Raw genomic sequence first — 23,954 nt, 5'->3', positions numbered from 1 at the left:
CTTCAAGCTTTCATGTTAGTTCAGCAAAGCAGCACTAATAAAACTGTTCAAGCTCAAATGAGTCAGCTTCAAATTCAACTTAATAAGGCAAATGAAACCAATGCAGAACTCCTTCATAAAGTTGAAAGTTTGGAGAGCAATCTAGAACTTAAGCCCAGACAACTGCTTTCTATGAATTAATGGGCTATTCGTATAACAAAACGCTCAAGTCGCATCCCGCTGCGCGGGCTGCTGGGACAAATATACAATGCGGCTTCGCGATTTTCGCATTGTACATTTGCCCCTTAGCTTAGTGTTAGGCACTCCATGGCAAAAATTTTACGAATAACTCTTTTTTGCATCTTTTCAAACTTGGTTTACGCGCAAGAAAGCGTTACGGATATCACTTCAAAAATACTCCAGATGAATTCGCCTCAGGATGGGCTGTCAGATTTCTATCAAACTGACAAAGTCACATATTTCGTGGACGCTATTGATCAGTACGGCGAAATCACAGATCACGAATGTAGCCAAAATCACGACTCGCCTCTCTTTAACACCGTTGCGTGCTTCGTTAAATATTCTCATCTAAAAAGTGGGTTAGTGTGGGAGTTTTACTTTTTCAAAGAAAACGAAAAATGGATTGGCACTAATTTAGGCGTCATACAAGAAATACCAAACGAAGTCTGCATTGCAGATATCACTTTTAAAAAGCAGTTGGGACAAGGTATAACCTATGAACAAGTACCCTGTATGTAAACACGTGCCTAACAAAACGCTCAAGTCGCATCCCGCTGCGCGGGCTGCTGGGACAAAAACACAATGCGGCTTCGCTATTTTCGCATTGTGCTTTTGCCCCTTAGCTTAGTGTTATAAACCATGGCGAAATTTGGGCTTAAACGCTTTTTTCAATAGTCATTAGCTTCTAGTTTTTCTTTTCAATTAACAGCATTTGCTCTCAACCATTCGACTGCGTAAACAACTCTCTCTTTTCGGCCTTTCTTCGCAGATAGTTCAAGAACGGCTACGACCAAATAAGTGAAAGGTTGTATTCAATTCTACAGTTGCTACATCAGCGGTAACTTGTGGCAGCAAATCTCTTTTGAACGCCGCTTAAGCTCAGTGCGCGCCATGGCCGGTTGTTAAAAACATCAAAAGCAAATTCAAAACAGCACTCTTTTCACTTGCAGCTTTTACCGTAAATCATTTATAACAAACAAATTAAGTCGTGCGCTGACGCGCACTGGGACGCATACACGGGGCCGCTGCGCGATTATAGCCCCGTGCCTGCGCCCCTTATTTGGAAGTTATGTGCCAAAAGGTTATAAGGAAAGTAATATGGATGAAAATGAATATACATCAAAAGCTTCAGGGATTAAGCCAGATGCGAGAGACCAAGTTGAGGCTGTAGCTGCACTTATGAATGCCACAACAAGCAGGCTTGAACTTTCGACAAAGAGGATCGATTCTTACGCAAAATGGTTTGCGGCACTTGTAACATTAGTAGTAGGGATAGCAACAGTAATGATCAAAACTCAATCTGACCGAATTATTTCACAACAAGATATACAGATTGAAAAAATAACTATGCAGCTTGATATGCTTCAAGATGAAAACTCTAAATTGAACACTAGACTTGATAATATAAATACGATTCTCGAAGAGCGGGAAGAAGGTGAAGAAGTTTACTATGAGCTGATGGAGCTGTTATCGCGCCAAAGAGGTTATTGGGAGTAGGCACATAACAAAACGCTCAAGTCGCAACCCGCTGCGCGGGCTGCTGGGACAAATACACAATGCGGATTCGCGATTATCGCATTGTACATTTGCCCCTTAGCTTAGTGTTATAAACCATGACGACATTTGGGCTTAAACTCTTTTTTCAGCAGTCATTAACTTCTAGTTTTTCTTTTCAATTAACAGCGTTTGTACTCAACCATTCGACTGCGTAAACAAACCACTCTTTTCGGCCTTTCTTCGCGGATAATTCAAGAACGGCTACGACCAAGCACGTGAAAGGTTGTATTCAATTCTACAGTTGCTACTTAAGTAGTGACTTGTGGCGGCAAATCTCTTTTGAACGTCGCTTAAGCTCAACGCGCGCCATGGCTGGCTGTTAAAAACATCTAAAGCAAATTCAAAACAGCACTCTTTTCACTTGCAGCTTTAACCGTAAATCATTTATAACAAACAAATTAAGTCGCCCGCTGGCGCGGGCTGGGACGCATACACGGGGCCGCTGCGCGATTATAGCCCCGTGCCTGCGCCCCTTATTTGGAAGTTAGCCACTTATGTATAGAATGGATGTTGTACGAACAATTGGGAATGAGAAACTTACTCTAGAAGCTCCATGGCTTTTGAAGCATCTTCATATTTTCTTTCAAGCGTTTCTCAATGGTCTGCCTTTTGTTTTTATTAGCTTAATAATTACAGAGGTTTTACAGCCATACATGGGAAAACAATTTTCTCTTTCCTTCCTTTTAATTTTAAGTCTTGCGGTTAGCTATTTCTTGGTAAGAAAGCAGTATTCACCTACCGTTATATCGGGAACGAACCACGAACAATTTTTACAAGCTGTTATACCTATTCTAAAAGAGTATGGTTTTAAAATTAATCAAAATAACGGGAAGTTATTATTCGCATCTTGTACTACAAATCGCATACATATCTCCGACAACTTTTATGCTACTTATACACAAAACTCTATTCTTGTTTTTTGTATTTGTGAATTGCCTTTCCCATTTTCGGTTATAAAAGCAAGAGCAGTTCTTGCATCTATTAAATCAAGGTGGAAAAGTGGCTAACAAAACGCTTAAGTCGCATCCCGCTGCGCGGGCTGCTGGGACAAATATACAATGCGGCTTCGCGATTATCGCATTGTACATTTGCCCCTTAGCTTAGTGTTAGGTGCCACCATGAGCATTAAACATTTGGAGCTTTTAAGAAAAGCTTTAGAAAGAAAAAAGTGGCAATTCGTTCAAGAACTACCTAGCAACGGTTATGAGATTTCAGGCTACTGGGAATTTGCTAGGCCAAACGGAAATCCAAAGTTTCTGCTGGCATTTGAAGGCCTAGACGACATGAAAACTTTGACTATAGAAAATGCCTTTGGCTGTCACGTTGTTGGGCAAAATGAAATAGGCTTGTACTTTGGAAAGGTGGGTAAGTCTTTTCCCCAAGAATTAGATAAATTCATAGAGGAAGTTTTAAAAAAATGTCACCTAACAAAACGCTCAAGTCGCATCCCACTGCGCGGGCTGCTGGGACAAAAACACAGTGCGGCTTCGCCATTTTCGCACTTTGCTTTTGCCCCTTAGCTTAGTGTTAGGCACCCTAGAAACATATCATGCTTGAATTGGCCGTTACTTTTTCAATTATCTTCCTCGTTTACTTTTTCATTGTTCCAGCAGTAAACAAGGAAAAATTTCGGCTCTCCAAAAAGCTATCCATCATCAGAACAACTGATTTTCATTTATCATTTGGACAATTAAGCCCTATAAGCGCTAAAAATATTTCAAATAGTCCAATGGGTTATTTCATTACCGCAGTTAAAAATTGGCCACGTGGGCCAATAGAAATGATGATTACTTCTCCAGTGAGTAATCATGAAATACACAGGGCCTTAGAAAATTTATCTCAGGATACTTGTGTTGTCACCTTTGAGCGCGCACACTTCTATTTCAAAGAAAATCAACTCACTAAAATCAAACTGAAGAAAACGCTCTTTTTTCTAACTATTTATTGTGAACCCAGGGAAACGCGAAATGAATTCAGGGATGCTCTTATCAAGCTTAAGCAGCACGGTGCCTAACAAGACGCTCAAGTCGCATCCCACTGCGCGGGCTGCTGGGACAAAAACACAATGCGGCTTCGCGATTATCGCATTGCGCATTTGCCCCTTAGCTTAGTGTTAGCTGCCATTCGGTCATTGCACAACTTATTGTACAACTCTCAAAATTCAACTATACTTGTTCAATATACTGTACATGTAGGTGATTTATGAGAGTAGTATCTTTTACTGAAGCGAGAAATGGTCTTAAGAGTGTTCTGGATAACGTTGTTAATGATGCGGACACTACCGTAATTACAAGACGTGATTCCGAAGATGCAGTTGTTATGTCATTAGACTACTACAACAGCCTTATGGAGACAGTTCATCTATTACGCTCACCAGCCAATGCAGAGCATTTGAATCACTCAATATCTCAATACAAACAAGGTCAATTCAAAACACGAGAACTCTCAGATGACTGAACGCTTACTGTCGTGGACGGATGCAGCGTGGAGTGATTATGTTTATTGGCAAACTCAAGACAAGAAAACTCTTAAACGGATAAACAAATTAATTGTGGATACGAAGCGTTCACCATTTGAGGGAATAGGTAAACCTGAAGCTCTGAAAGAAAATCTAAGTGGTTTCTGGTCACGGAGAATAGATGAAACCAATCGCCTAGTCTATGCAGTTGATGATAACGCGTTAACAATTATTTCATGCCGTTACCACTACTAAACATCAAGCGTGTAATGGCAGCTAACAAAAACGCTTAAGTCGCATCCCGCTGCGCGGGCTGCTGGGACAAAAACACAATGCGGCTTCGCGATTTTCGCATTGTACATATGCCCATTAGCATAGTGTTAGGCGCAAAAGCTCAGAATATCTTTTTTACATCACGATAAAAGTTTTCATGTGATCCTAACGCTATTAGCTCTAGAACTACGGTTCCATTGTCGTAGCTATATCCTAATAATGTCAGTGGTTTTGTCATCTTGAATTTGTATACGCGTAGAAATGCCAAATCACCTTTCTTTTGTTCTCCAAGTAAAGGATCTTCTATCAGTGCTTTTACTGCTTTATCTAAATCAGACTTTTGGTTCTTGTGCAGCTTCTTTACAGCCTTTTTAAAATTTTGTGTTTGTAAAACAGTGGTAATCTTAGTCAAAGCTATACGGCTCCAACTTTCCTGCTTCTTTTTCAGCCTTGGCGATAATTACTTGTTTTACAAACTCATACGGTAAATCAGGGTTATCTTCCATCATTTCACCGATCTTTGCCCAATGCTCAATCTGTTTGGGTGTTGTTCGGTTTAACGCCTTTCCCATAATAGTAGCTTTTTCCACTAACTCTTGATCTAGCCTTATACTTGCGGTTGCCATAGTATATCTCCTATAAACTTTAAACAAATTGTAGCAAGACGCATCAAATGTAGCAATTTGCGCCTAACAAAACACTTAAAACGCAGTTGCCTTCGGCAATCGCTGGGACACATATACCTGAACTGCTTCGCATTATAGCCCACACGTCTGCCTCCTTGTTTGAGGGCTGTGTATTTTTGAAACATAAAAGGAAGTAAAAAATGAAAAACATAGGAATAATATTTTTATCAATTTTAATACTGGTAACTTCTGCTTGCACAGTTACGTCACCAGTTGTCATTCCTAAAATTCAAAATACTGAATCTTCAGTCTCTAAAAGAACAGAGAGTGTCTTTGTATATTTAGATAATGAATTAACTGATGAGAAGTATGAGATTCAGCAATTAATGACAGTATTTCAATATGATCTGGGTGACTATTTCAAAAACGCCGTTCACGACTCACTAATAAAAAGGTTCACTAATGTTGTGCAGTCCGAGTCTAGTCTTTCAAGTGAGAACTTTGATTTAGTTGTACGTCCCGAATTGCTCAAATTTGAGGCGCCTGTACCACCTCTAGTTACAATGAATACAAAGACAGAGATTACTCTAAAGTATCACGTTACACCTAGACCACCTTCGCTTCCATTTGAGTTAGTAGCAACAGGGACATATGAAATACTCGACGAGGAAGACGAACAGCTTTACGAGAGTTTACAGGGTAAGGATATTTATTATTATGACTTCTCAAGTGGTATTGGACTTAATATTCCAGCCTATTCATATGAAGCTGGTAAAGACTCATTCATGGCCATTCACCACGCACTTGAAAGCCTAAATGAGCAACTTGCGCAAGCCCTGAAAAATAACTAACAACGCGCTGAAATCGCAGCTACCTGAGGTAAACACAGTGCGTCTTCACTATTCTCGCACTGTGTTTTTGCACCTTAGCTTAGTGTTATGTAGTATCGTAGTAACTAAAATAAAAGGATTTATTCATGAATATAAACGCAACATTTATTGGCCAAATCATCGCTCTTTTTGCAATATTTATGCTCTTTGCGGGGTACTACCTCGGTAAACGAAAAACTAAAACCCCCATACTTACCGCAATAGCTGCTTTTCTAACTGCGTTCGTCCCACTGTTTGCGATTATTTTCTTAGCTTATCTTGTGTTAAAAGACGACATAGCCGAAGTAAAGGAATGAACTGTTGCTTAAATTAAAGTTAGTACTTTCTGTTGTTCTGCTATCGATATCGGGGTTTGCCATTGCGGCTTCAAAATCAACGGAATTGGAAAGTGAAGTACTGGAATCATTTCAAAGCCTTGTTAGTGCATCGAAAAATTTGGATGCAGAGAGTTACTTTGAGCACTTTGATGCGGATAAATTTGTCGGATTAAACAGTGATGGAACCAATTGGAACTCGATGGACGAGTTAGTTCCACTTATCAAATTTGGTTTCAACTCAATACGTGAAGTGACTTCACTGGAATTCACAAATGTAAAAGTGTCTGTTATCGATGACTATACTGCGATTTTGGTCAATGAGTTTTCTCAATCAATGGTACTTGTGAATGGAGATACAATAAATGTGTCTGGTGGCGGCACACAAGTTTGGTCTAAACGTAATGGCAGATGGAAATTAGTCAGCGTATCAGCTAGCAACAAACCCAGCGCGAGTACACCTTAACTTTGTGAAAGCTACTTATGTATGAAATGGATGTTGTACAAACTATCAAAAAAGAGAAGCTTGCGCTAAAGGCCCCTGTGGTTTTGAGGCATTTTCATCTATAAAATCAAAGGCAGTTATTGCTTCTGTTGTGGATAGTTGCAAATGTGACTAACAAACGTCAGTGCAGCCACGCAGATTAGCGTTAGCAATTACAAGGAAGAATATGAAAACTCCCCTTTTTTATACAACTATGCTGATGTTTTTATCGGCTTGTTCAACGGTAGAGACTCTACCTAGTGACAGCACTGGCTTAATAAAGCTAACTCATAGCAGAGAGGAAGCTGAAAAATATTGGGTTGCATCTAAACTGGTTGCCCCCGAATATCCCCTTTCTGCTGCAAGGGGTAAAGTTGCAGGCTGCTCCCGCTATCAAATTACAATTGATACCATGGGCAACACAATTAATGCAGTATTACTAGAAAGCTATCCGAGTAATGTTTTCATCGCGCCCTCCAATGCAGCATTAAACAGTTGGACTTGGAAACCAACTGAGTACAATCAAAATAGAACGCCAATCTCCCGAACTGTGCAACTGGATTTTTATATTGAAGACGCCAGAAACTACGACCAAGCCAAAGTGCATTGTGCCGTGTAAACAAAATGCGGCTTCAACATTTAGTCACCCCCGATGAGTGATAACTAAGGAAAAGCTTATGTTCAAATGGATGTTTATACTTTTATCTCTTGTTTCTGTTAACGCTCTAGCTGACAACGAATCGCTCTCAATAGAAACAAGGTTACCTGCTGGTTTTGAATTAGCGTTTCCAAACGAATCTAACATTCAACCAGAAATCAGTGACTTTACGGTACTAAACTTTGTACCTATGAGTAATGAAGAGGGAGAAAGATGGGTCGTTATTACTGTGACCAATACCGCTTCTGGCCGTCGTACGCTGAATCAAAATCATCTTATGGCGTTGGTAGCTGATGGGAGTAGGATCCACCCGCAAGCACTATCACAGAGCGTTTTAGCGAATGAAACCCTCTCTATTGTCATCAACTTTGGGATGAGTAAATTTCCATTACTAAATGTATATTCGAGAACGGAAAAATAGCGAGATGCTCAATTGTCTTCTCGCAGTGCTGGTTGAGGCTCTAATATGAGTACAGTGCTATTCTCGATTGTAATGTGCGCACTAATGTTTAGCCTCACGCGGAGTAAGTAATATCGACTACGGTAATATCATGCAATGGACTGGGATCATCATCGAGCTTATTGGCTTGTTGTTGGTTGCTGTAGAACTCTATTTTCCAATAGCGTCAGAATTTCTCAAAGCTACCTTTGAAGAAACTAAACCTAAAGTGATGAGAAACCCCACACTATGGTTAGGTAGTTTCATCTTGCTTTGGGTTATCACTGTGTTGGGCTTATCTGCTTGGGACTACTCGATGCTTTTTATCTCTAACCTATTCTTCAGTGCCGTTACTGTCATTGCGCTAATTATTGTCAGTATCAGTCGGTTGCTGGTGAGGCTTGGTGTAGCCATTGGTCGAGGTAATTCTGTGGGCGGCGTGGGGTTGGTATTGGCAGTTATTGGTTTATCGTTAGAACTCATTCAACTCATGTAACCTGCGCTCAGAAGAAAAGGATGTTTTATGGTCAGGAATAATCAATTGTTTATCGGAGCATGTTTGAGCTTTTTAGCCGCGCTGCTCCATATAAGTTGTATTTTAGGTGGCCCCGATTGGTACCTTTTTTTCGGTGCTGGTGAGCGAATGGCACAGCTAGCATCAGAGGGGGACTCCTACCCTACGATTGTCACGCTAGTTATTGCCGCCATTCTCAGTGGCTGGGGGTTGTATGCGCTCTCTGGTGCAGGCGTTATATTTAAGCTCCCTTTACTCAAAACCTGCTTGATTATTATTACCGCTGTATATCTTATTCGGGGTATCGCAGGCCTAATTGGTCCGTTTATCACGGATGATCCCGTTGTCCATCAAAATTCAATCACGTTCTGGATTGTTAGCTCAATAATATGCTGCATTTTTGGTGGTTTTTATTTATCTGGAACCATAAAACTGTTGAGGCAAAAACCTTGAAAAAGCTCCTAGTATGTCTTGTATTCGCCTTTATCTCTTTGCCCGTTTTTTCTGCGTCGAGCAGGTATGAAGCCGTAGCTGATAACTACGAACAATATGCGTTGGATGAGCCTCTTATTGAAAACGCCAAAATGCAGGGAGAGTGCTTGGTACAACTAAAAGAACTGACTTTCAAAAAGAAAAATGAATTCGACCCAATTTCAGAATGGGTCAATTATCGTTCAGTGTCTTTACTCGAGCAATATTCACCCTGCGAGGTACTGATTATGTTGGAAGTTGCAAATGATAAAATTCGCCAAGGAAACCTATGAAGGCTTACCTAAACACATTCATTACGTATTTAGAAAATCTCCAACGGATCGTCGATAAGATTGAAAGGCACTTTGATGGAGATCCGTCTGTTTTACAGGCCCGACTTGCCGGCGACATGTTTCCGTTAGTTACACAAATGGAAATTGCCATTGGGTTTACTTTACGAAGCTGTTGCCCATTGGCGGGGAAGGAGGTTATTTCATTTGTGTCAGAGGAAAAGTCTTATACAAGCATTAAGACTCAAATCACTAAGACTTTGCATTACCTGAGAAGTATCGAGCTTTTAGGCAACAGCGAAAACCTAGTACTCGAGGATATGGCGGGACCAGCGAAGGTATCTTTGCCTGCGCATCAGTTTTTACTCACCTTTGCTTTACCTAATTTCTTCTTCCATCTTGGTATGGTTTACAGTATCGCCCGTACTAATGGCGTTGCTTTAACTAAAGGAGATTTTGATGGACTACATCAATACCCGCCTGGATTTTCCTTTGAGTAAAAAACTAGTGTGTTGATATGAAATTTCGTGGTACCCCAATCAACACATGGGCGCTGTTGTTACTGGTATGTTTACCTGTCGCAATTGTCTATCAATTCATGTGGTCTTGGTATTTCACTACCATGTCAGGTGCAAGTTGGTCACTCGAGCTCTATCAAAATTTAGTGGTATTTAAGCTAAGTAGCGAGATTGTCATGTACTCGATAATGCTATGGGCATTAGTGAAAGTGTCTGTTACTCAGCACCCACTAAGCAAAGGTATCGTTTCAATTTTTATGAGTGGTATCATTTTATATTCTATCTATTCGCTTTTTCACATGGTTGGTTGAACACAATAAGCAGCCTTAATAATGGGGTGACAATGAAACTATTTGTATACGGAACACTTGCTCCGGGTGAGCCCAATGAACATATATTGGCGCACATCACAGGGCGTTGGACCAAAGGTGTTGTAAGAGGTAAAAGGTTTGATAGCGGATGGGGAGCGGCAATGGGTTACCCTGGTATTATCCTTGACCCCGAGGGTGACCTTGTACCTGGCATGCTATTTTCGTCTTCCGAACTAGATGCACATTGGCCCGCTATAGATGACTTTGAAGGAGAAGGCTATCAACGTGTGATCACCGAGGTGATACTGGAAAATGGTGAATCTGTAGAGGCATATATTTACGAACTGTCAGAGGCGGGGCGCTAGGTGTGGAAGCTCTTATTAAGAAATCTCAATCTCTACCGGAGAGGAACACGGTGCATTTTATCGGCCGATTGATGAGTGGGTCGTTCCGGTAAAACAATGGATACATGGCCAAATGACCAATCATCGCTGAGACGTAATACTATCCAAACAACGGTAGCTTAACGAATTGTTACTATTTGACGCACTTTCTGTGTGGATTTACACAATTATGCGTGCAAAGCTGAATACAGGTACAAAATATGAGCAGTGGTTGCACTGCTTTCACACAAACAGTTAAGGAGCCTCGATGTACAGCGAAGATGACTTAAATCAGGCGGTAAAACACGGGGTGTTTAAACAAGCGGATGTCACTCGCTTTCGCCACTTTATTGAAGATAGCCGACAGGGCAAACTGGTGGACGAGGAGCAGTTTAAGTTCATCACGGGCTTTAACGACATTTTTGTTGTCATTGCTTGTATGCTATTTGTTAGCTGCAGTGCATTTTTAGCGGGTGTGGTGAGCGATACACTGAGTCCACTCATTACCATGATCATTTCTTGGGGACTAGCGGAGTACTTTTCTCGCGTTAAGAAAATGTCTTTACCCTCTATCGTGTTAGTGATTTTATTTATTGCATCCAGTGTTTCTCTGGTATTCACCGTTCTGGATGATGTGGCTTCACCTATTACTATTGCTGCGAGCGCAGGTGTGTTTGGTGCGCTGATGGCCTATGTGCATTGGCGTAGATTTGGTGTACCCATTACGCTTGCATGCGTGGTGGCAAGCTTTGCATACACTATCATTGCAGGGCTAATTGGCGATAACAGAATAGACGATGTAACCACCGCCTACATTGCCCTTGGCCTTGGTGTAGTCGTGTTATCTCTTGCTGTTTTCTGGGATATTTCAGATAAACAAAGAACCACTAAGCGCTCGGATGTTGCATTTTGGCTTCACCTAGCAGCTGCGCCACTGATTGTGCATTCAATCTTTTCGCTACTCGATGTATTTAATCTGGATGCTAGCTTCTCAGCGGCCTCTATAGTCCTGGTGGTGTACGTCGGCTTAGCGCTGGTATCGATTACCTTAGATCGTCGAGCGCTTATGGTCTCTTCCTTATTCTATGTACTGTATGTATACACTAATGTGTTTAGCGAATTTGGTTTTGTATCTAGTGCATTTGCGGTTAGCGGCGTTATTGCAGGCTTATCGTTAATTCTGCTGTCGGCATTTTGGTCACCGGTTCGCACAGGTTTGCTCAATGTGTACCCATCGACCCTGCGCAATAAGTTACCAGTAACACAGTAAGGCTAGTTTAGTCACCCGTATCTATCGAGTAAGTTAACCTGCGCAAGCTAGATGCATAGATTGCGCAGGTTGGCTAACAGCCATAAGCACTGGTGAATAAACAGGTATCAAGTCAATGATGCAGGAAGTTCTAGTGCGTTTACGATGGACATGCCAGCAACGTAATCATCTGTTACTCTTCAATTCTTCTTTTGGTTCAAGGTAACGCACACAGCATGGATGTTTCTGTTTTTCTCGCAGGCTTTTCGTTAAGCCTTTCGCTTATTCTTCCTATTGGTTCACAGAATGCCTTTGTTTTAAAACAAGGTTTTAAACGACAACACGTGTTTGCGGTGTGCTGCGTATGCGCAATTTCCGATGCTATTCTTATTAGCTCTGGCGTTGCTGGGTTTGGTTCGGTCGTTAATCGTTACCCCACAGTTGAAGTGATTGCGCGTTATGGTGGGGCCATTTTTCTTGTGACCTATGCGTTTTTGAGTTTTCGCTCTGCATTTACTGTCGATCATTCACTCAAAGCTCAAGACAACACAAGCGTTCCGTTGTGGAAATCAATTACCATGTGTTTGGCCTTCACCTGGTTAAACCCTCATGTCTACTTAGATACCTTGGTACTGCTTGGCTCAGTGTCTGCTCAGTATCATCCAAACCAGTTAGATTTTGGGATAGGTGCGGTGCTAGCTTCATTTGTATTTTTCTTTTCCCTAGGCTTTGGCGCAAAATTGCTAGCTCCCGTGTTTGCCAAACCTATTGCGTGGAAAATACTCGAATGCGCAGTGGGGGTGGTTATGTTAGTGATTGCCGCGGCGCTAATCATGCCATAAGAATTGTCGACCACATATTGACCATACCTAGGTTAGTCGTGCATATTGGTATTTCGTTTAAATCTCAACCGATTAATACTGATCTAAGGTGCAGCTTTTTAGCACCCAATCGTAAGATATAGTAACGGATTTGCTTGGAGGCAATTGTGGATTATTCGTTGCTGTTATCTATTACCAGTGTCTTATGCGCCCTGCGTTTTGCCTATGTGTTGTACTTAGAGCATGTAGCAACAGCAGACTTCGGTGACTATGTAAAAACCTACCATTCCCCCCTTTGGAGGGAATATTTAGACACGACGTTAAGGTTCGGAAAAAGCGAGCGAGATGCACTGATATTTTTAACCTCCGCTTTGAAGCAGGGTGAGTTCACCTTAATACGTGATTGTAGATTTAACGCCTACAAAAACCGATTTTATATTATTTCAAGGAAGCTACGTATGGCTCCGCTACTCGCCATTGCGATTAGCCTTCCGGCTACCTACTTATACACCTTAGTGGTTACGATGTGAAAACACCGAATTAATAGGAATTACAATGAGTCAAAGTGATAAGGAAATCCAATCGCAATTGCATAATTACCTCACCATTGCTTGCAACTACCGTTTTGACGTACTAGTCACATTAATCAGCGGTGAGAAGTTTAAAGGTCAAGCCTTTGCTACAGGTACAAATGAGCAAAAACAAAACTGCTTTATTATACAATCGGCGAAAGGCAAGCAGTCTATCGCTACCAACAGAATTAGCACACTGACCGCTATTACCGAAAACCCGCACTTTCACAAAGTAAACTTTAGGGCGTAGAATCTGTAGCAAGGTGTGTTGACTATAACCTCTTATAGAGGCTCGCCTTTTTGCATCTTGTAATTTTTTAGGGTAAAACGGCTGCGAAAAAACATTCCCCGTGATCTGAGGCACTATGACCAATACCCTTGCAACAACGACGCTGTTTGTTTCTCACTATGACGACGCCATTTCATTTTTTGTAGACGTATTAAACTTTACGTTGACTCAAAACATATCAAATCCCGATGGTTCCCGCTTTGTCGTAGTCACACCTAGCGGCGGTGACGGTGGACTATTGCTCAGTGAAGCGAACACAGCCATTCAAAAGCAGCTTGTGGGTAATCAGGCCGGCGATAATGTATTCATGATCATGACAACATCGGATTTTTGGAGCGATTATCATAGAATGGAGGCCGCTGGTGTTGTTTTCACAGAAAGCCCCAGAGACGAGCCTTATGGTATGGTAGTGATTTTTAAAGACTGTGCTGGGAATCAGTGGGACCTGATTCAACCAAAGCCGTAACAACGTATTGAGGTATTTATTTTATGCAGGCGATGAAGCGCTCTATTCTCTTCGATATTGTCTCTATATGCGCTATCGCTTTGCTGATTGTAATAACATTTTCATGGATTGAAGCCAGAAAAGAAGTCATTTATCTGTGCGACAACTTTGTTCCCGGTGTGCCAAAGTACAGCGTGGAACGACAACTCAATAGTACCGACTTTTTGATGTGGGATACGGTTTTTTCTGCTAATGGCAGTCGAATTGACGCATATAGCCCGCTACATTTAGGCGGTATGAAATGCAGAGTCGAATTCAATAAAATCGATATTGTCGTTTATTCAGGTGTTGAATAAACCACCAAAAAGCATCAAAACAGTGCAGCGTTTACATTGAGTCAACACACTATTCACCAGTGATACAAGACTCGTAAAGGATAACGTACCTTTAGCCCTTACCCCACAATCTCTAGTGACTTCCTCAACTTATCAGCTTGGCTCGGCAAACGTATAATTCATCTGTCTTTTCTTTTTGGTAATCACACTATGCAAAACGCAAAACACAGTGTTGTTGAAGATATCTTTGCCCTTGTGAGTGCAGGGTTGTTCGTTGCATTTGGTGTATTCTTGTTTCAGTCACAAGATTTAATGGTGGGCGGCGCAGCAGGTTTAGCACTTTTGGGGACGTATGCCCTACCGCTAGATTTCGGCCTTTTGTTTTTATCATCAATTTGCCGTTTTACGCATTGGCGTGGACACAAATTAGTAAGCGTTTCACACTGAACACCTTCATCTCGGTGACTACAGTGTCTGTATTAACAGAGCAAATTCCCGCCTTTGTGGATATTAGCCATGTTAACCCTATTTTCGCTGCCATTTTCGGCGGTATTCTTATAGGGGTAGGTATGCTAATCATGTTCCGTCATAGCTCTAGTTTGGGTGGGTTAGGTATTCTCGCCTTTTACCTACAAAACCGTTTTAACGTACGTGCTGGTTCATTTCAGTTAGCAGTAGACAGTGTCATTTTGTCTTGTGGATTACTCTTTATTGCTTGGCCACTGGTAGTGATATCTATCTTAGCGGCGTTCTGCTTGAACATGGTGATTTCTTTGAATCACAGACCAGAGCGTTACTTCACTGCGCTGGTAGAAAAAGAGCCAGTAGCAAGTTCAGAAGATGAACTACACAGTGAGCTTCAACCTTCAAATAGTTAGTACTCACTTCTAACAAACATCAAAAAAAGAGCTCTTTGTAGGGCTCTTTTTTATTTAACTTTTTTAAACACAGGGTTAGGAAGATTCCTGCTTATGAACAGGCTTTGGCGGCTTACTGACGGCTCCGCGATTAACCCTTGGACGAGAAAACGCTGTACGCATAACAACCTCTCTATATGTTTAACCAACGAAGGCCTCAAAGAAGTAGTCCTTGTTGTCCCTGCTCGTTGGTGTTCACATTATAGTTACATTTTCTCCTCGTAAACCAATTCGATTTTGGTCTACTGATAGACGAAAATCATCGATGCCGCACAATACGTGGCACTCGGGCTGATATTCTTGTCATTAATTCGTAACTGATGGTGCCAGCGTGCGCGGCAACTTCATCAATAGACAAATTCTCACCCCATAATTCCACACTGTCACCAATAGATACTGTCGGAACATCGGTCACATCTATGGTTATCATATCCATAGATACACGCCCCACCAGCTCAGCTTTACTACCGTTTATTATGACGGGGGTACCATTAGGGCAATGACGAGGATAACCGTCGGCATAGCCAATGCCCACGGTCGCGATTCTACTGTCTCTAGTTGCAGTCCAAGCTTGGCCATACCCCACTGAATCACCCGCAGGAATAGTTCGAAGGGCAATAACACTGGAGCGCAAGGTCATTGCAGGCTTGATATTAACATCGCCTGCTACCGGCTGGCTGCCATACAAACCGACGCCTAAACGGTTCCAACCACGTCGGCTCTGGGGCCACAAAATAGTCGCTGGAGAGTTAGCGATACTCACAGGAAAATTGAATTGGGCAGCAACTTTACTAAATGCCGCTAACTGCTCAGGCGTGGCATCACTTTGCTCATCATCGGCACAGGCTAAATGAGTGGCTAACACGGTCTCTTCACACAAAATGCCATGATAGGCTTGAACAATGTGTTCTATTTCATCAACAGCAAAACCCAGCCTGTGCATCCCTGTGTCTACCTTTAACCAAATAGCTGGTCGCTGGTCTGGTTCACAATGCCTTACCCATTCAAGTTGTTGCTGAGTATGCATGACTAATATGCAGTTGTGCTGAAATGCTAAAGCGCATTCTCTGGGTTGGTGGGCTCCTTCAAGCACGACAATAGGCTCGACAATCCCTGCATCACGAAGCACTAGGGCCTCTTCAATAATAGCAACGGCAAATCGCTTCGCTCGCCCTCTTAATAATCGCGCAACATTCACCCCACCGTGACCATATGCATCAGCTTTTATCACTGCCATTGCGTCGCAATCTGGCGCGATTGACGATAAAACAGAAAAGTTGTTGATAATAGCATCGGCATGAATGATGGCTTGGGTTTGGCGACTCACGAAATGGGTTTACCTGTCAGAGAACGTAAAGGAACAGTGTATCACGAGTGTTTTAAATTCAAATTGTCTGTGTACAAAAATGCCCATTTACTCTATCGTCTTGATGTTATTAACACTGTACAACTGACCTTGGCTACACTTTTCATGACCGCTCAAGCGCCCCGTTCTGTGTCTACCCAACTGGTGGACGATTTAGACCGCATTACTACCGAAGGTAGAAACCCTGACACCTTAACCATTGATACCTTATCGTCACTCGACATTGTGCAAAAGATTAATGCCGAGGATCATAAAGTCGCTACGGCGGTACAATCTCAATTACCCATCATTGCTGAATTGATAGAAGCTATCGTAAAAGGGATGAAAGCAGGCGGCAGACTGATTTATTTAGGTGCCGGCACTAGCGGGCGACTGGGCATTTTAGATGCAGTGGAATGCCGTCCTACTTTTAGTGTGCCAGACAGTTTGGTCGTTGGCGTCATTGCTGGCGGCGAACGTGCAATTCAGCATGCCGTAGAGGGTGCAGAAGATAACTATGATGCAGGTAAACAAGATATTGCCAACCTAGACATAACACCAAGCGATACAGTAGTAGGATTGTCGGCCAGTGGGCGCACACCATACGTTTGCGGTGGTTTAGACTATGCTAATCATATCGGCTGTACTACCGCAGCTATTGCCTGTAGTGCAAACGCTAAAATTTTTGAAAGCGCCGATTTGAATATATGCCCGGTTGTTGGCCCTGAAGCATTAACTGGCTCTACGCGCATGAAAGCAGGCACCGCACAAAAGCTCGTACTAAACATGTTAAGTACCGCTGTGATGATCCGTATGGGTAAAGCCTATGAAAACCTTATGGTTGACGTGAACGCGACTAACGAAAAGCTCAAAGCCCGAGCCCTTCGCATTGTAATGCAGGCCACAGATTGTAGTTCATCAGAAGCACAAACCGCACTGGAAGCCGCCAAGTACAGCGCTAAAGTTGCTATTTTGATGATTCTCACTGGAAGCAACGCTGCTAATGCAGCCGCCAGTCTTAAAGATAATGAAGGCTACCTGAGGCGTGCCATTGATGAAACGCCTTAGTTTATTCAAAGTTTGGCTTCTGCTAATCAGCTTTTGTATAAGTTCTGCGGCAACCTCAAATGCACAAGCACAAATAACCAACGAGGTTAGTGTTGGGGCTCAACAGATAGCCCGCTACCTCCCCCAACTTAACAACAAACGTGTGGCTTTGGTTGCTAACCAAAGTAGCTTGGTGGGCAATATTCACTTATTAGACGTGTTATTAGAGAACAAAGTGCACGTTGTCAGTGTGATGTCGCCGGAGCATGGTTTTCGCGGGAAAGAAGGTGCGGGTGTCAGTGTATCGGATAACACAGATACCAAAACAGGCACGCCTATTCACTCCTTATATGGCAACACCAAAAAGCCAACCACCGAGATGCTACAAGGGATAGATACCATTGTATTTGACCTACAAGATGTGGGCGTTCGTTTTTATACCTACTTGAGTACCCTGCACTACGTATTGGAAGCCGCCAGTGAACACAAAATTCATGTGGTTGTGCTCGACCGCCCTAATCCAAACGGACGCTTTGTGGACGGCCCTGTATTACAACGTGAGTTCAGCTCGTTTGTGGGTATGCACCCTATTCCCGTGCTACACGGAATGACGTTGGGAGAACTGGCATTGATGATCAAAGGAGAGGGTTGGATAGAAAACGCTGACGCACTCTCGTTGAGCATCATTCCAGTGGCTAACTACCACAAAGCCATGCCTTACGATTTGCCCGTTGCCCCCAGCCCCAATTTACCCAACAGCCTGTCAATACAGCTTTATCCAACCTTGTGCTTTTTTGAAGGTACCAGTGTGAGTATTGGACGGGGCACGGATTTACCTTTTCAACTCATGGGTCACCATCAGGTGTCATTGGGTGATAGAAAAATCAAGGTGAGTCCTAATCGCGGCGCACTCAATCCAAAACTCAACGGTCAAACTCTTGAAGCGAGTGTGTTTTCAACTGCTAGTTTTGACGGGTTGAACATTGAACTCTTAATAGAAACTCACGCTGCCTTTGAGCAAGCGGGGGTTAACTTTTTTGACCGTCCTCGATTTTTTGATTTGTTGGCAGGCTCATCTGCTTTACGAGAAGCCATACAAAACAACCAAACACCTGACGAGATAAGACAGCTTTGGCAACAAGAGCTTGCGGAGTTTAAGAGGTCACGGGCGCCCTATTTACTCTACCCTGCAACAAAGAACTAGTGTTGAGTTGGAACGGGTAACTTACCTTGGGGCGTATGCTTACCGAGTAAAACTTCTGCCAAGCTATTAAAAGCCGCACCGTAAGTTGTGCCATCGGGCATAGTATCGGCGCGATAACTGTAGGTTGCTAGCCCCACATCTGCCAGCGCAGCAAGCTCTGCATACTGATACGGCATTCTGAGCGATGCGTAAACTATTGGCACTTTTTTGTCATGGAAAAATTGCGCCTGTTGGGTCAACCATGCGTATTGGGCGATTAAGCTAGAGCGCGGTTCGCCCTTTAAGTTTTCGTTACCCATTTCGTAGGCTGTGTGCCTTGGACTGATATCACCGATGAGTACAGCGTCTGCCGACACATTACTAACGAGTGAGTGTTGTGGTGTTTTTGTTGAGTAGGAAACACAAGTGACATTCACGCTTGGATCCAAGGTAGTCATAGCCGTTTGCATCGCGTTGCACCTGAGCGAATCTGGCATAAACACCAGCCATTGTTTAGCGTCTGCCGCCAAATGAGGATCGCCGTACAACGAAGTAATAGATGCTTGCGCTAGTGCCGTTTCTATTTCACGCCCCTGCGTGATCAGCGTTTGTCCCACAAGTGCTTGGTCATTGGCCGTTACTGTTTCAACCTGAGCAGGATTTAGCGGTGTTAGTTTTTGCTTCGCGACCACAATACGCTGGTAAGACGCTTTTAATGCTTCGCTTTCGATGTTGCTAGATACTGCATCAACCAATGCAGTCATAAAACTATCAAACTGAGCAATATCCTCGGGCGTTCTGATGGTATAGGGCATGAGTGCTATGTCTGCTCCAGCATCAAAGGCTTTGACTACGGCCTCTTGCTGCGAAAAGTAATTGGCAATACCAGCCATATCTAAGGCGTCGGTCACAATTAGCCCTTGATATTTGAGGGTGTTTCGCAAAAGACCCGTTAGGATAGGTTTAGACAGTGTTGCCGGCGCAAACACGGCTTTACCCTGTGTAGTGACCATTTTGTTGCTGTCTAGCGAGGGATATTGAATATGTGCCGACATGATCATTGCAGGCGGCGTATCAGATTGAATGATATGCGCAAACGGCAACACGTCTTGGGACATTGTAGTTTCTATATCATGAGTAACCAAAGGCAACCCTGTGTGGCTGTCTACTTGAGTATCACCATGACCGGGAAAGTGTTTGAGTGCGCTTAATACGCCCTGGGCCTGCATGGACGACACAAAAGATGCTCCCAGTTGTGCCACCGTATTTGCCGACGACGAAAAACTGCGTACGTTAATAACAGGGTTACGGGGTTCACTATTGACGTCTACCGAGGGTGCGAAGTTAACATTCACGCCAAGCTGATGAAGTGCAATGCCCAAATGCTCCCCGACTTGCGTTGAAAACTGGCTATTCGTTTTATCAAAGGTCGCACCAATGGCCATATTACCCAAAAACGGAGTAACCATATGCGCGGGGAAACGGGCGACTCGTCCTCCTTCTTGATCTACCGCGATGAACATGCTGGGAAGTTCAGCGCTTGTCATGGTGTTTTGCAACGCAGCGGTGAGTGTTGAGACCTGCGCAGTAGATTCGATGTTCTCTGAAAACAAAATCACGCCACCAATGTGATGCTTTACCAACATAGTTTTTATTGCGTCAGGTAGTACTGTCATTCCCTCACGACAGGCACTTGACGAGGTGCCATCACTGCAAAAATAGCGAAGGTCGAGCATGATTTTTTGCCCCACCATATGCTTTACACTCCTAGTGTCGTTAGCTGAGGTATAGCTAGCCATTCCTCCGCATATCAGTATGGTTAAAAGCGTGAAAGTCCATTGAAGGAAGCGTAAAAAAGAAGGCAAGAAGGGAAGCTCTGAAATCTGTAATGTCATCATACTAATGAGTGACGATGTAAATGCCAATAAAAAGCATCGGTTAGCCAGTTGACCTCATCGATTACGGGGTTATTTTTACTGGTATTAGTGTGTTGAGTTGGGTAGGCTTAATGATGTCTATGCCGAGATAACACCAAGAATAAAACACGGCGTTCCTCTTCCTTGAAACCGTCTGTTCATACTCTCTGGCATTGCTGGCATAGGTTGTTAGCCTGATTGCAGGTTGGCAACGCAATCGCAGTAAAAAAACCAATCAATGATTTAACGGGAATTAATATGGATTGGATGTCGATCATCCCCCCATTGGTGGCCATTGTCGTCGTCTTTTGGAAGAAAGAAGTCATCTTAGCCCTTGCTTTAGCCGTGCTATGTGCTGAGCTGCTTATAGTGGTCAACGATGCTTCGGTCAGCAGCTTACTTGCACCTATTAACGCGATCGAGCGCGTGGTAGATACGGCCTCTAGCCCTGGTAACACTCGTGTATTGATATTCTCGGTGCTGGTTGGTGCGTTGCTGGCATTTATCAGAGATTCAGGCGGTGTTACTGCAACAGTTAATTATCTCGTCAACAAAGGTGTTGCCAAAAACCGTAAACAAGTGGGTGGGTTAACCATGTTTACTGGCATTGCGGTTTTCATCGAATCTAACTTGAGTGTGCTTACCGCGGGTATTTTTGCCCGGGGCTTGTATGACCGCTTTGGCATGAGTAGAGCTCGTTTAGCATATATCATCGACTCCACTAGCGCGCCTATATGTATTCTTATTCTGCTTAATGGCTGGGGTGCGTTTATTTTAAGTTTATTGGATGCCTACGAATTGCCGGCGTCTTCAGCCTCCATACTGTGGGGCAGCGTATTCTTCAACTTTTACGCTATTTTTACTTTACTCATCGTCGCGTACACCATCTCTGCCGACAAAGTCCATGGCCCTATGGTTGAAGAGGAAGTATCGCTAACCAAATCCACAGTAGTACAAGAAACCGCAGAGGCTACCAAAGCACGATTCATGTTGCTCCCCTTACTGACGATGGTTATCAGTATGGTCGGTTTTATGTTGTGGACGGGCGATGGCGTATTGTCACAAGGGAGTGGCAGCAAATCTGTACTTTATGCCACAGCACTGGCCACCGCAGTGGCTTACGGTTTATTGTTAGTACACAAGCGCTTTACCCATCAAGAAGCAGTCACCGTGGGCTTTAAAGGCATGGGCGAACTACTTCCACTCGTCACCATTGTATTGTTGTCTCTGACCTTGGGTAACAGCTTAAAGATATTAGGCACCGGTGCTTTTGTTGCAGGGATCGTGGGCGAATTCTTACCTTTGGTATTAATAGTACCCATGCTGTTTTTAGCGGGGGCGGTGATGTCATTTACTACAGGGACATCGTGGGGCACCTTCGCGATTTTGATCCCCATCGGTGTGCCACTGATTCAAACGCTAGGTTTACCCCCCTCACTGGTGATTGCCGCTATTTTAGGGGGCGGAGTATTTGGCGATCATTGCTCACCGATTTCTGACACCACCGCTGTGTCTTCTTTAGCGGCGGGCTGTGACGTACTGACCCATGTAAAAACACAGCTTCCCTATGCACTCATTGCAGGCGCTATGACCCTTGTCGCCTACTTTGTGGCAAGTTTGATAATGATCGGATAACACGCGTGTTGATGCTTATACACGCACCTATTTAACAATAAGAAAAGGAACGCGAGCTTATGAAAACTGTAATACTCATTATCTTTACATCGATTTTTCTCTCGGCTTGCTCCCCTTCGGTTCAAGAGCCAACCACTGGAACTACCCCCGAGGTACCAAAAGCATCAGCACAGCAGGCCGTGGCTATGCCCGACACCTTCAGTGCTGACGCAGCTATGCAGGTATTAAAGGACGGTGGTAACGCGGTAGACGCAGCCATTACCGCTCAATTTGTATTGGCCGTTACGCTTCCAGAAGCGGGAAACCTTGGTGGTGGTGGCTTCATGACCATTTCGATGGATGGAAGCCCTGACTTTCTGGATTACCGTGAAATGGCACCCGCGAGCGCCCATCGCGACATGTACCTTGATGAAGAGGGCAATGTTAAGTTTATCGAATCATTGTTTGGCGCTAAAGCGTCGGGTATTCCCGGTACGGTAGCCGGCATGTGGGAGGCGCATAAAAAGTATGGCACTTTGCCGTGGTCAAGATTAGTTGCTCCTGCAGTAGAACTCGCCGAACAAGGGTTTATTGTTCCTGATAAGCTCGCCAATAACATTCAGTGGTACATGGGTAGGCTGCAAGAACGCGGCCTAGAAAGTAACTTTGGCGACTACTTTGGCAGTGCTGTGGCAGGAGAGCGTTTTTTCCAACCTGAGCTAGCCAACACGTTAAAGTCTATTCAACAGCAAGGCCCTGCCGGATTCTATGAAGGCATTGTAGCCAATAAAATTGTTGCCTTTATGGAAGCCAATGGCGGCTTGATTACCCTTGAAGATCTTAAAGCGTACAACGCGGTATGGCGCGCGCCACTGACTTTGTCTTGGAATGACTATACCTTGGTTACAGCACCGCCCCCTAGTTCGGGAGGTGTGGCAGTAGCGCAGTGGATTGGTATGTTAGACGTTTATGCTGAATCTCATGAGTTACCTGAACACAACAGTGCAGAGTACCTGCATATTATGTCTGAGATAGGCAAGCGGGTATTTGCGGATCGCGCCGAGTACCTTGGCGATCCTGACTTTGTCGACGTACCTGTGTCGCAGCTAGTTAACCATGACTACATTGCTATGCGTGCGGGTGAAATACAGCAAGATAGCCCTTCATCAACACCTGATATCGAACCTGGGCTGGTAGAAAGTGAAGATACCACCCACTTTTCTGTGATGGACAAATGGGGTAATGCGGTCGCCAATACAACGACCATCAATTTAACCTTTGGTGCGGGCGTAGTCGTCACCGGTGCAGGCTTCTTACTCAATGATGAAATGGATGACTTCAGTGCTAAGCCAGGCGTACCTAATTTCTTTGGTGCTGTCGGTGGCGATGCAAACGCCATCCAACCCTACAAACGCATGTTGTCGTCGATGACACCTACCCTTGTCACTGACGATAAAGGTGTTGTGTTAGTGACGGGTTCGCCTGGGGGCACCACGATAATCTCATCTGTCACCCAGTCTCTACTTAACGGCTTACTTTTCGAATTTGATGCAAACACCGCGGTGAATGCTCCCCGCTTTCACCATCAACTCTTGCCCGAAAATACGATCCGCATGCACGACGGTTTTGACGAAAACGTAGTAAGCACCCTTGAGGGAATGGGGTACGTGATAGACAACCGCCGCTTTGGTGATGTGCACCTGATAAAACGTACACCCGAGGGGCTAGATGCCGCGTCAGAAGCGAGTGGCCGAGGTAAAAGTATCGTGCTAGACGCGGTGGAAACTGAGTAATAGTCATTTGCCAACACAGACTC

General features: G+C 43.8%; 33 protein-coding genes and 1 pseudogene. 30 read left to right on the top strand and 4 right to left on the bottom strand.

Going from position 1 to position 23,954, the window contains the following annotated elements:
- The 8 genes from EYS00_RS20660 to EYS00_RS03115 form a co-directional block, all read left to right on the top strand.
- Positions 1-180 (top strand): hypothetical protein (locus tag EYS00_RS20660; RefSeq protein WP_130635103.1); only part of this gene is annotated, 180 nt, incomplete at its 5' end.
- Positions 181-306: 126 nt separating this feature from the next.
- Positions 307-738, top strand: a complete 432-nt coding sequence (locus EYS00_RS03145) for a hypothetical protein (protein WP_130635102.1) — start codon at positions 307-309, stop codon at positions 736-738.
- Between the two features lie 579 nt (positions 739-1,317).
- Positions 1,318-1,716, top strand: a complete 399-nt coding sequence (locus EYS00_RS03140) for a hypothetical protein (protein WP_130635101.1) — start codon at positions 1,318-1,320, stop codon at positions 1,714-1,716.
- Between the two features lie 554 nt (positions 1,717-2,270).
- Positions 2,271-2,783 (top strand): hypothetical protein, encoded by a 513-nt coding sequence (locus EYS00_RS03135; protein WP_130635100.1) that lies wholly within the window; start codon positions 2,271-2,273, stop codon positions 2,781-2,783.
- Between the two features lie 111 nt (positions 2,784-2,894).
- On the top strand, positions 2,895-3,296 hold the full coding sequence (locus EYS00_RS03130; RefSeq protein ID WP_130635099.1) for a hypothetical protein: 402 nt from the start codon (positions 2,895-2,897) through the stop codon (positions 3,294-3,296).
- A gap of 29 nt (positions 3,297-3,325) precedes the next feature.
- Positions 3,326-3,790: a hypothetical protein gene (locus EYS00_RS03125; RefSeq protein WP_130635098.1), complete on the top strand. Its 465-nt coding sequence runs from the start codon at positions 3,326-3,328 to the stop codon at positions 3,788-3,790.
- Positions 3,791-3,978: 188 nt separating this feature from the next.
- Positions 3,979-4,233: a type II toxin-antitoxin system Phd/YefM family antitoxin gene (locus EYS00_RS03120; protein ID WP_130635097.1), complete on the top strand. Its 255-nt coding sequence runs from the start codon at positions 3,979-3,981 to the stop codon at positions 4,231-4,233.
- Positions 4,226-4,489 (top strand): Txe/YoeB family addiction module toxin, encoded by a 264-nt coding sequence (locus EYS00_RS03115; protein ID WP_130635096.1) that lies wholly within the window; start codon positions 4,226-4,228, stop codon positions 4,487-4,489. Before EYS00_RS03120 ends, EYS00_RS03115 begins: the two co-directional genes overlap by 8 nt.
- A 139-nt stretch (positions 4,490-4,628) precedes the next feature.
- On the opposite strand, the gene EYS00_RS03110 is transcribed toward EYS00_RS03115, so the two are convergent.
- Complete coding sequence (locus EYS00_RS03110; RefSeq protein WP_130635095.1) at positions 4,629-4,919, bottom strand: type II toxin-antitoxin system RelE/ParE family toxin; 291 nt, start codon at positions 4,917-4,919, stop codon at positions 4,629-4,631.
- Entirely contained in the window at positions 4,912-5,133 is a 222-nt protein-coding gene (locus EYS00_RS03105) for a hypothetical protein (protein ID WP_130635094.1), read from the bottom strand. Before EYS00_RS03105 ends, EYS00_RS03110 begins: the two co-directional genes overlap by 8 nt.
- Before the next feature lie 200 nt (positions 5,134-5,333).
- Between EYS00_RS03105 and EYS00_RS03100 the strand changes: the two genes are divergently transcribed.
- The 18 genes and pseudogenes from EYS00_RS03100 (at position 5,334) to EYS00_RS03015 (ending at position 14,994) form a co-directional block, all read left to right on the top strand.
- The gene (locus tag EYS00_RS03100; RefSeq protein ID WP_130635093.1) at positions 5,334-5,984 is read left to right on the top strand and encodes a hypothetical protein; all 651 of its coding nucleotides are present in this window, start codon (positions 5,334-5,336) and stop codon (positions 5,982-5,984) included.
- Positions 5,985-6,109: 125 nt separating this feature from the next.
- Positions 6,110-6,319, top strand: coding sequence for a hypothetical protein (locus tag EYS00_RS03095; protein ID WP_130635092.1), 210 nt, complete (start codon positions 6,110-6,112; stop codon positions 6,317-6,319).
- Positions 6,320-6,323: 4 nt separating this feature from the next.
- A complete protein-coding gene (locus EYS00_RS03090) occupies positions 6,324-6,803 on the top strand; it encodes a nuclear transport factor 2 family protein (RefSeq protein WP_165399288.1) in 480 nt (159 codons plus the stop codon).
- Positions 6,804-7,008: 205 nt separating this feature from the next.
- On the top strand, positions 7,009-7,440 hold the full coding sequence (locus tag EYS00_RS03085) for an energy transducer TonB (RefSeq protein WP_130635090.1): 432 nt from the start codon (positions 7,009-7,011) through the stop codon (positions 7,438-7,440).
- Positions 7,441-7,498: 58 nt separating this feature from the next.
- Positions 7,499-7,900 carry a hypothetical protein gene (locus EYS00_RS03080; RefSeq protein ID WP_130635089.1) on the top strand — a complete coding sequence of 134 codons (402 nt, stop codon included), beginning with the start codon at positions 7,499-7,501 and terminating at the stop codon, positions 7,898-7,900.
- 130 nt (positions 7,901-8,030) lie between these two features.
- Positions 8,031-8,414, top strand: coding sequence for a hypothetical protein (locus EYS00_RS03075; RefSeq protein WP_130635088.1), 384 nt, complete (start codon positions 8,031-8,033; stop codon positions 8,412-8,414).
- 27 nt (positions 8,415-8,441) lie between these two features.
- The gene (locus EYS00_RS03070) at positions 8,442-8,885 is read left to right on the top strand and encodes a hypothetical protein (protein WP_130635087.1); all 444 of its coding nucleotides are present in this window, start codon (positions 8,442-8,444) and stop codon (positions 8,883-8,885) included.
- Positions 8,882-9,196: a hypothetical protein gene (locus tag EYS00_RS03065; RefSeq protein WP_130635086.1), complete on the top strand. Its 315-nt coding sequence runs from the start codon at positions 8,882-8,884 to the stop codon at positions 9,194-9,196. Before EYS00_RS03070 ends, EYS00_RS03065 begins: the two co-directional genes overlap by 4 nt.
- Positions 9,193-9,693, top strand: coding sequence for a DUF1993 domain-containing protein (locus EYS00_RS03060; protein ID WP_130635085.1), 501 nt, complete (start codon positions 9,193-9,195; stop codon positions 9,691-9,693). Before EYS00_RS03065 ends, EYS00_RS03060 begins: the two co-directional genes overlap by 4 nt.
- A gap of 17 nt (positions 9,694-9,710) precedes the next feature.
- The gene (locus EYS00_RS03055; protein WP_130635084.1) at positions 9,711-10,022 is read left to right on the top strand and encodes a hypothetical protein; all 312 of its coding nucleotides are present in this window, start codon (positions 9,711-9,713) and stop codon (positions 10,020-10,022) included.
- Between the two features lie 32 nt (positions 10,023-10,054).
- Entirely contained in the window at positions 10,055-10,387 is a 333-nt protein-coding gene (locus tag EYS00_RS03050) for a gamma-glutamylcyclotransferase (RefSeq protein ID WP_130635083.1), read from the top strand.
- Positions 10,388-10,673: 286 nt separating this feature from the next.
- Positions 10,674-11,675, top strand: a complete 1,002-nt coding sequence (locus EYS00_RS03045) for a hypothetical protein (RefSeq protein ID WP_130635082.1) — start codon at positions 10,674-10,676, stop codon at positions 11,673-11,675.
- Positions 11,676-11,890: 215 nt separating this feature from the next.
- Positions 11,891-12,496 (top strand): LysE/ArgO family amino acid transporter, encoded by a 606-nt coding sequence (locus tag EYS00_RS03040; RefSeq protein ID WP_130635081.1) that lies wholly within the window; start codon positions 11,891-11,893, stop codon positions 12,494-12,496.
- 146 nt (positions 12,497-12,642) lie between these two features.
- A complete protein-coding gene (locus tag EYS00_RS03035) occupies positions 12,643-13,005 on the top strand; it encodes a hypothetical protein (RefSeq protein ID WP_130635080.1) in 363 nt (120 codons plus the stop codon).
- Positions 13,006-13,030: 25 nt separating this feature from the next.
- Complete coding sequence (locus EYS00_RS03030) at positions 13,031-13,297, top strand: Rho-binding antiterminator (RefSeq protein ID WP_130635079.1); 267 nt, start codon at positions 13,031-13,033, stop codon at positions 13,295-13,297.
- Positions 13,298-13,412: 115 nt separating this feature from the next.
- Positions 13,413-13,802, top strand: coding sequence for a VOC family protein (locus tag EYS00_RS03025; protein WP_130635078.1), 390 nt, complete (start codon positions 13,413-13,415; stop codon positions 13,800-13,802).
- A gap of 23 nt (positions 13,803-13,825) precedes the next feature.
- On the top strand, positions 13,826-14,137 hold the full coding sequence (locus EYS00_RS03020) for a hypothetical protein (protein WP_130635077.1): 312 nt from the start codon (positions 13,826-13,828) through the stop codon (positions 14,135-14,137).
- A gap of 189 nt (positions 14,138-14,326) precedes the next feature.
- Positions 14,327-14,994: pseudogene (locus EYS00_RS03015) on the top strand (YitT family protein).
- A 298-nt stretch (positions 14,995-15,292) separates the two neighbouring features.
- Here EYS00_RS03015 and alr read toward each other — a convergent pair.
- A complete protein-coding gene (gene alr / locus EYS00_RS03010) occupies positions 15,293-16,360 on the bottom strand; it encodes an alanine racemase (RefSeq protein ID WP_130635076.1) in 1,068 nt (355 codons plus the stop codon).
- A 144-nt stretch (positions 16,361-16,504) separates the two neighbouring features.
- Between alr and murQ the strand changes: the two genes are divergently transcribed.
- Positions 16,505-17,446 carry an N-acetylmuramic acid 6-phosphate etherase gene (gene murQ, locus EYS00_RS03005; protein WP_130635130.1) on the top strand — a complete coding sequence of 314 codons (942 nt, stop codon included), beginning with the start codon at positions 16,505-16,507 and terminating at the stop codon, positions 17,444-17,446.
- Entirely contained in the window at positions 17,433-18,629 is a 1,197-nt protein-coding gene (locus EYS00_RS03000) for an exo-beta-N-acetylmuramidase NamZ domain-containing protein (protein ID WP_130635075.1), read from the top strand. The genes murQ and EYS00_RS03000 overlap by 14 nt, the downstream gene beginning before the upstream one ends.
- Here the strand turns inward: EYS00_RS03000 and EYS00_RS02995 are convergent.
- Positions 18,626-20,407 (bottom strand): glycoside hydrolase family 3 protein, encoded by a 1,782-nt coding sequence (locus tag EYS00_RS02995; RefSeq protein ID WP_207301675.1) that lies wholly within the window; start codon positions 20,405-20,407, stop codon positions 18,626-18,628. The two genes, EYS00_RS03000 and EYS00_RS02995, sit on opposite strands and share 4 nt — an antisense overlap.
- A gap of 375 nt (positions 20,408-20,782) precedes the next feature.
- Here EYS00_RS02995 and EYS00_RS02990 point away from each other — a divergent pair, with 375 nt between their 5' ends.
- Together EYS00_RS02990 and ggt are read left to right on the top strand one after the other, a co-directional pair.
- Positions 20,783-22,159, top strand: coding sequence for a Na+/H+ antiporter NhaC family protein (locus tag EYS00_RS02990; RefSeq protein WP_130635073.1), 1,377 nt, complete (start codon positions 20,783-20,785; stop codon positions 22,157-22,159).
- 59 nt (positions 22,160-22,218) lie between these two features.
- A complete protein-coding gene (gene ggt, locus EYS00_RS02985) occupies positions 22,219-23,931 on the top strand; it encodes a gamma-glutamyltransferase (RefSeq protein ID WP_130635072.1) in 1,713 nt (570 codons plus the stop codon).
- Positions 23,932-23,954: the final 23 nt, after the last annotated feature.

The organism is Alteromonas sp. KUL49 (assembly GCF_006538345.1).
In the GTDB taxonomy this organism is placed as follows: domain Bacteria; phylum Pseudomonadota; class Gammaproteobacteria; order Enterobacterales; family Alteromonadaceae; genus Alteromonas.
Note: the sequence above shows the minus strand (reverse complement) of the source record. Positions and strands in the feature narration are given on the sequence as shown.

Excerpts from the sequence above, each read along its gene's own strand:
- EYS00_RS03145 (WP_130635102.1), top strand. The coding sequence starts at position 307 with ATGGCAAAAATTTTACGAATAACTCTTTTTTGCATCTTTTCAAACTTG.
- EYS00_RS03140 (WP_130635101.1), top strand. The coding sequence starts at position 1,318 with ATGGATGAAAATGAATATACATCAAAAGCTTCAGGGATTAAGCCAGAT.
- EYS00_RS03135 (WP_130635100.1), top strand. The coding sequence starts at position 2,271 with ATGTATAGAATGGATGTTGTACGAACAATTGGGAATGAGAAACTTACT.
- EYS00_RS03130 (WP_130635099.1), top strand. The coding sequence starts at position 2,895 with ATGAGCATTAAACATTTGGAGCTTTTAAGAAAAGCTTTAGAAAGAAAA.
- EYS00_RS03125 (WP_130635098.1), top strand. The coding sequence starts at position 3,326 with ATGCTTGAATTGGCCGTTACTTTTTCAATTATCTTCCTCGTTTACTTT.
- EYS00_RS03120 (WP_130635097.1), top strand. The coding sequence starts at position 3,979 with ATGAGAGTAGTATCTTTTACTGAAGCGAGAAATGGTCTTAAGAGTGTT.
- EYS00_RS03115 (WP_130635096.1), top strand. The coding sequence starts at position 4,226 with ATGACTGAACGCTTACTGTCGTGGACGGATGCAGCGTGGAGTGATTAT.
- EYS00_RS03105 (WP_130635094.1), bottom strand. The coding sequence starts at position 5,133 with ATGGCAACCGCAAGTATAAGGCTAGATCAAGAGTTAGTGGAAAAAGCT.
- EYS00_RS03100 (WP_130635093.1), top strand. The coding sequence starts at position 5,334 with ATGAAAAACATAGGAATAATATTTTTATCAATTTTAATACTGGTAACT.
- EYS00_RS03095 (WP_130635092.1), top strand. The coding sequence starts at position 6,110 with ATGAATATAAACGCAACATTTATTGGCCAAATCATCGCTCTTTTTGCA.
- EYS00_RS03085 (WP_130635090.1), top strand. The coding sequence starts at position 7,009 with ATGAAAACTCCCCTTTTTTATACAACTATGCTGATGTTTTTATCGGCT.
- EYS00_RS03080 (WP_130635089.1), top strand. The coding sequence starts at position 7,499 with ATGTTCAAATGGATGTTTATACTTTTATCTCTTGTTTCTGTTAACGCT.
- EYS00_RS03075 (WP_130635088.1), top strand. The coding sequence starts at position 8,031 with ATGCAATGGACTGGGATCATCATCGAGCTTATTGGCTTGTTGTTGGTT.
- EYS00_RS03070 (WP_130635087.1), top strand. The coding sequence starts at position 8,442 with ATGGTCAGGAATAATCAATTGTTTATCGGAGCATGTTTGAGCTTTTTA.
- EYS00_RS03060 (WP_130635085.1), top strand. The coding sequence starts at position 9,193 with ATGAAGGCTTACCTAAACACATTCATTACGTATTTAGAAAATCTCCAA.
- EYS00_RS03055 (WP_130635084.1), top strand. The coding sequence starts at position 9,711 with ATGAAATTTCGTGGTACCCCAATCAACACATGGGCGCTGTTGTTACTG.
- EYS00_RS03050 (WP_130635083.1), top strand. The coding sequence starts at position 10,055 with ATGAAACTATTTGTATACGGAACACTTGCTCCGGGTGAGCCCAATGAA.
- EYS00_RS03045 (WP_130635082.1), top strand. The coding sequence starts at position 10,674 with ATGTACAGCGAAGATGACTTAAATCAGGCGGTAAAACACGGGGTGTTT.
- EYS00_RS03040 (WP_130635081.1), top strand. The coding sequence starts at position 11,891 with ATGGATGTTTCTGTTTTTCTCGCAGGCTTTTCGTTAAGCCTTTCGCTT.
- EYS00_RS03030 (WP_130635079.1), top strand. The coding sequence starts at position 13,031 with ATGAGTCAAAGTGATAAGGAAATCCAATCGCAATTGCATAATTACCTC.
- EYS00_RS03025 (WP_130635078.1), top strand. The coding sequence starts at position 13,413 with ATGACCAATACCCTTGCAACAACGACGCTGTTTGTTTCTCACTATGAC.
- EYS00_RS03020 (WP_130635077.1), top strand. The coding sequence starts at position 13,826 with ATGCAGGCGATGAAGCGCTCTATTCTCTTCGATATTGTCTCTATATGC.
- murQ (WP_130635130.1), top strand. The coding sequence starts at position 16,505 with ATGACCGCTCAAGCGCCCCGTTCTGTGTCTACCCAACTGGTGGACGAT.
- EYS00_RS03000 (WP_130635075.1), top strand. The coding sequence starts at position 17,433 with ATGAAACGCCTTAGTTTATTCAAAGTTTGGCTTCTGCTAATCAGCTTT.
- EYS00_RS02995 (WP_207301675.1), bottom strand. The coding sequence starts at position 20,407 with ATGGCTAGCTATACCTCAGCTAACGACACTAGGAGTGTAAAGCATATG.
- EYS00_RS02990 (WP_130635073.1), top strand. The coding sequence starts at position 20,783 with ATGGATTGGATGTCGATCATCCCCCCATTGGTGGCCATTGTCGTCGTC.
- ggt (WP_130635072.1), top strand. The coding sequence starts at position 22,219 with ATGAAAACTGTAATACTCATTATCTTTACATCGATTTTTCTCTCGGCT.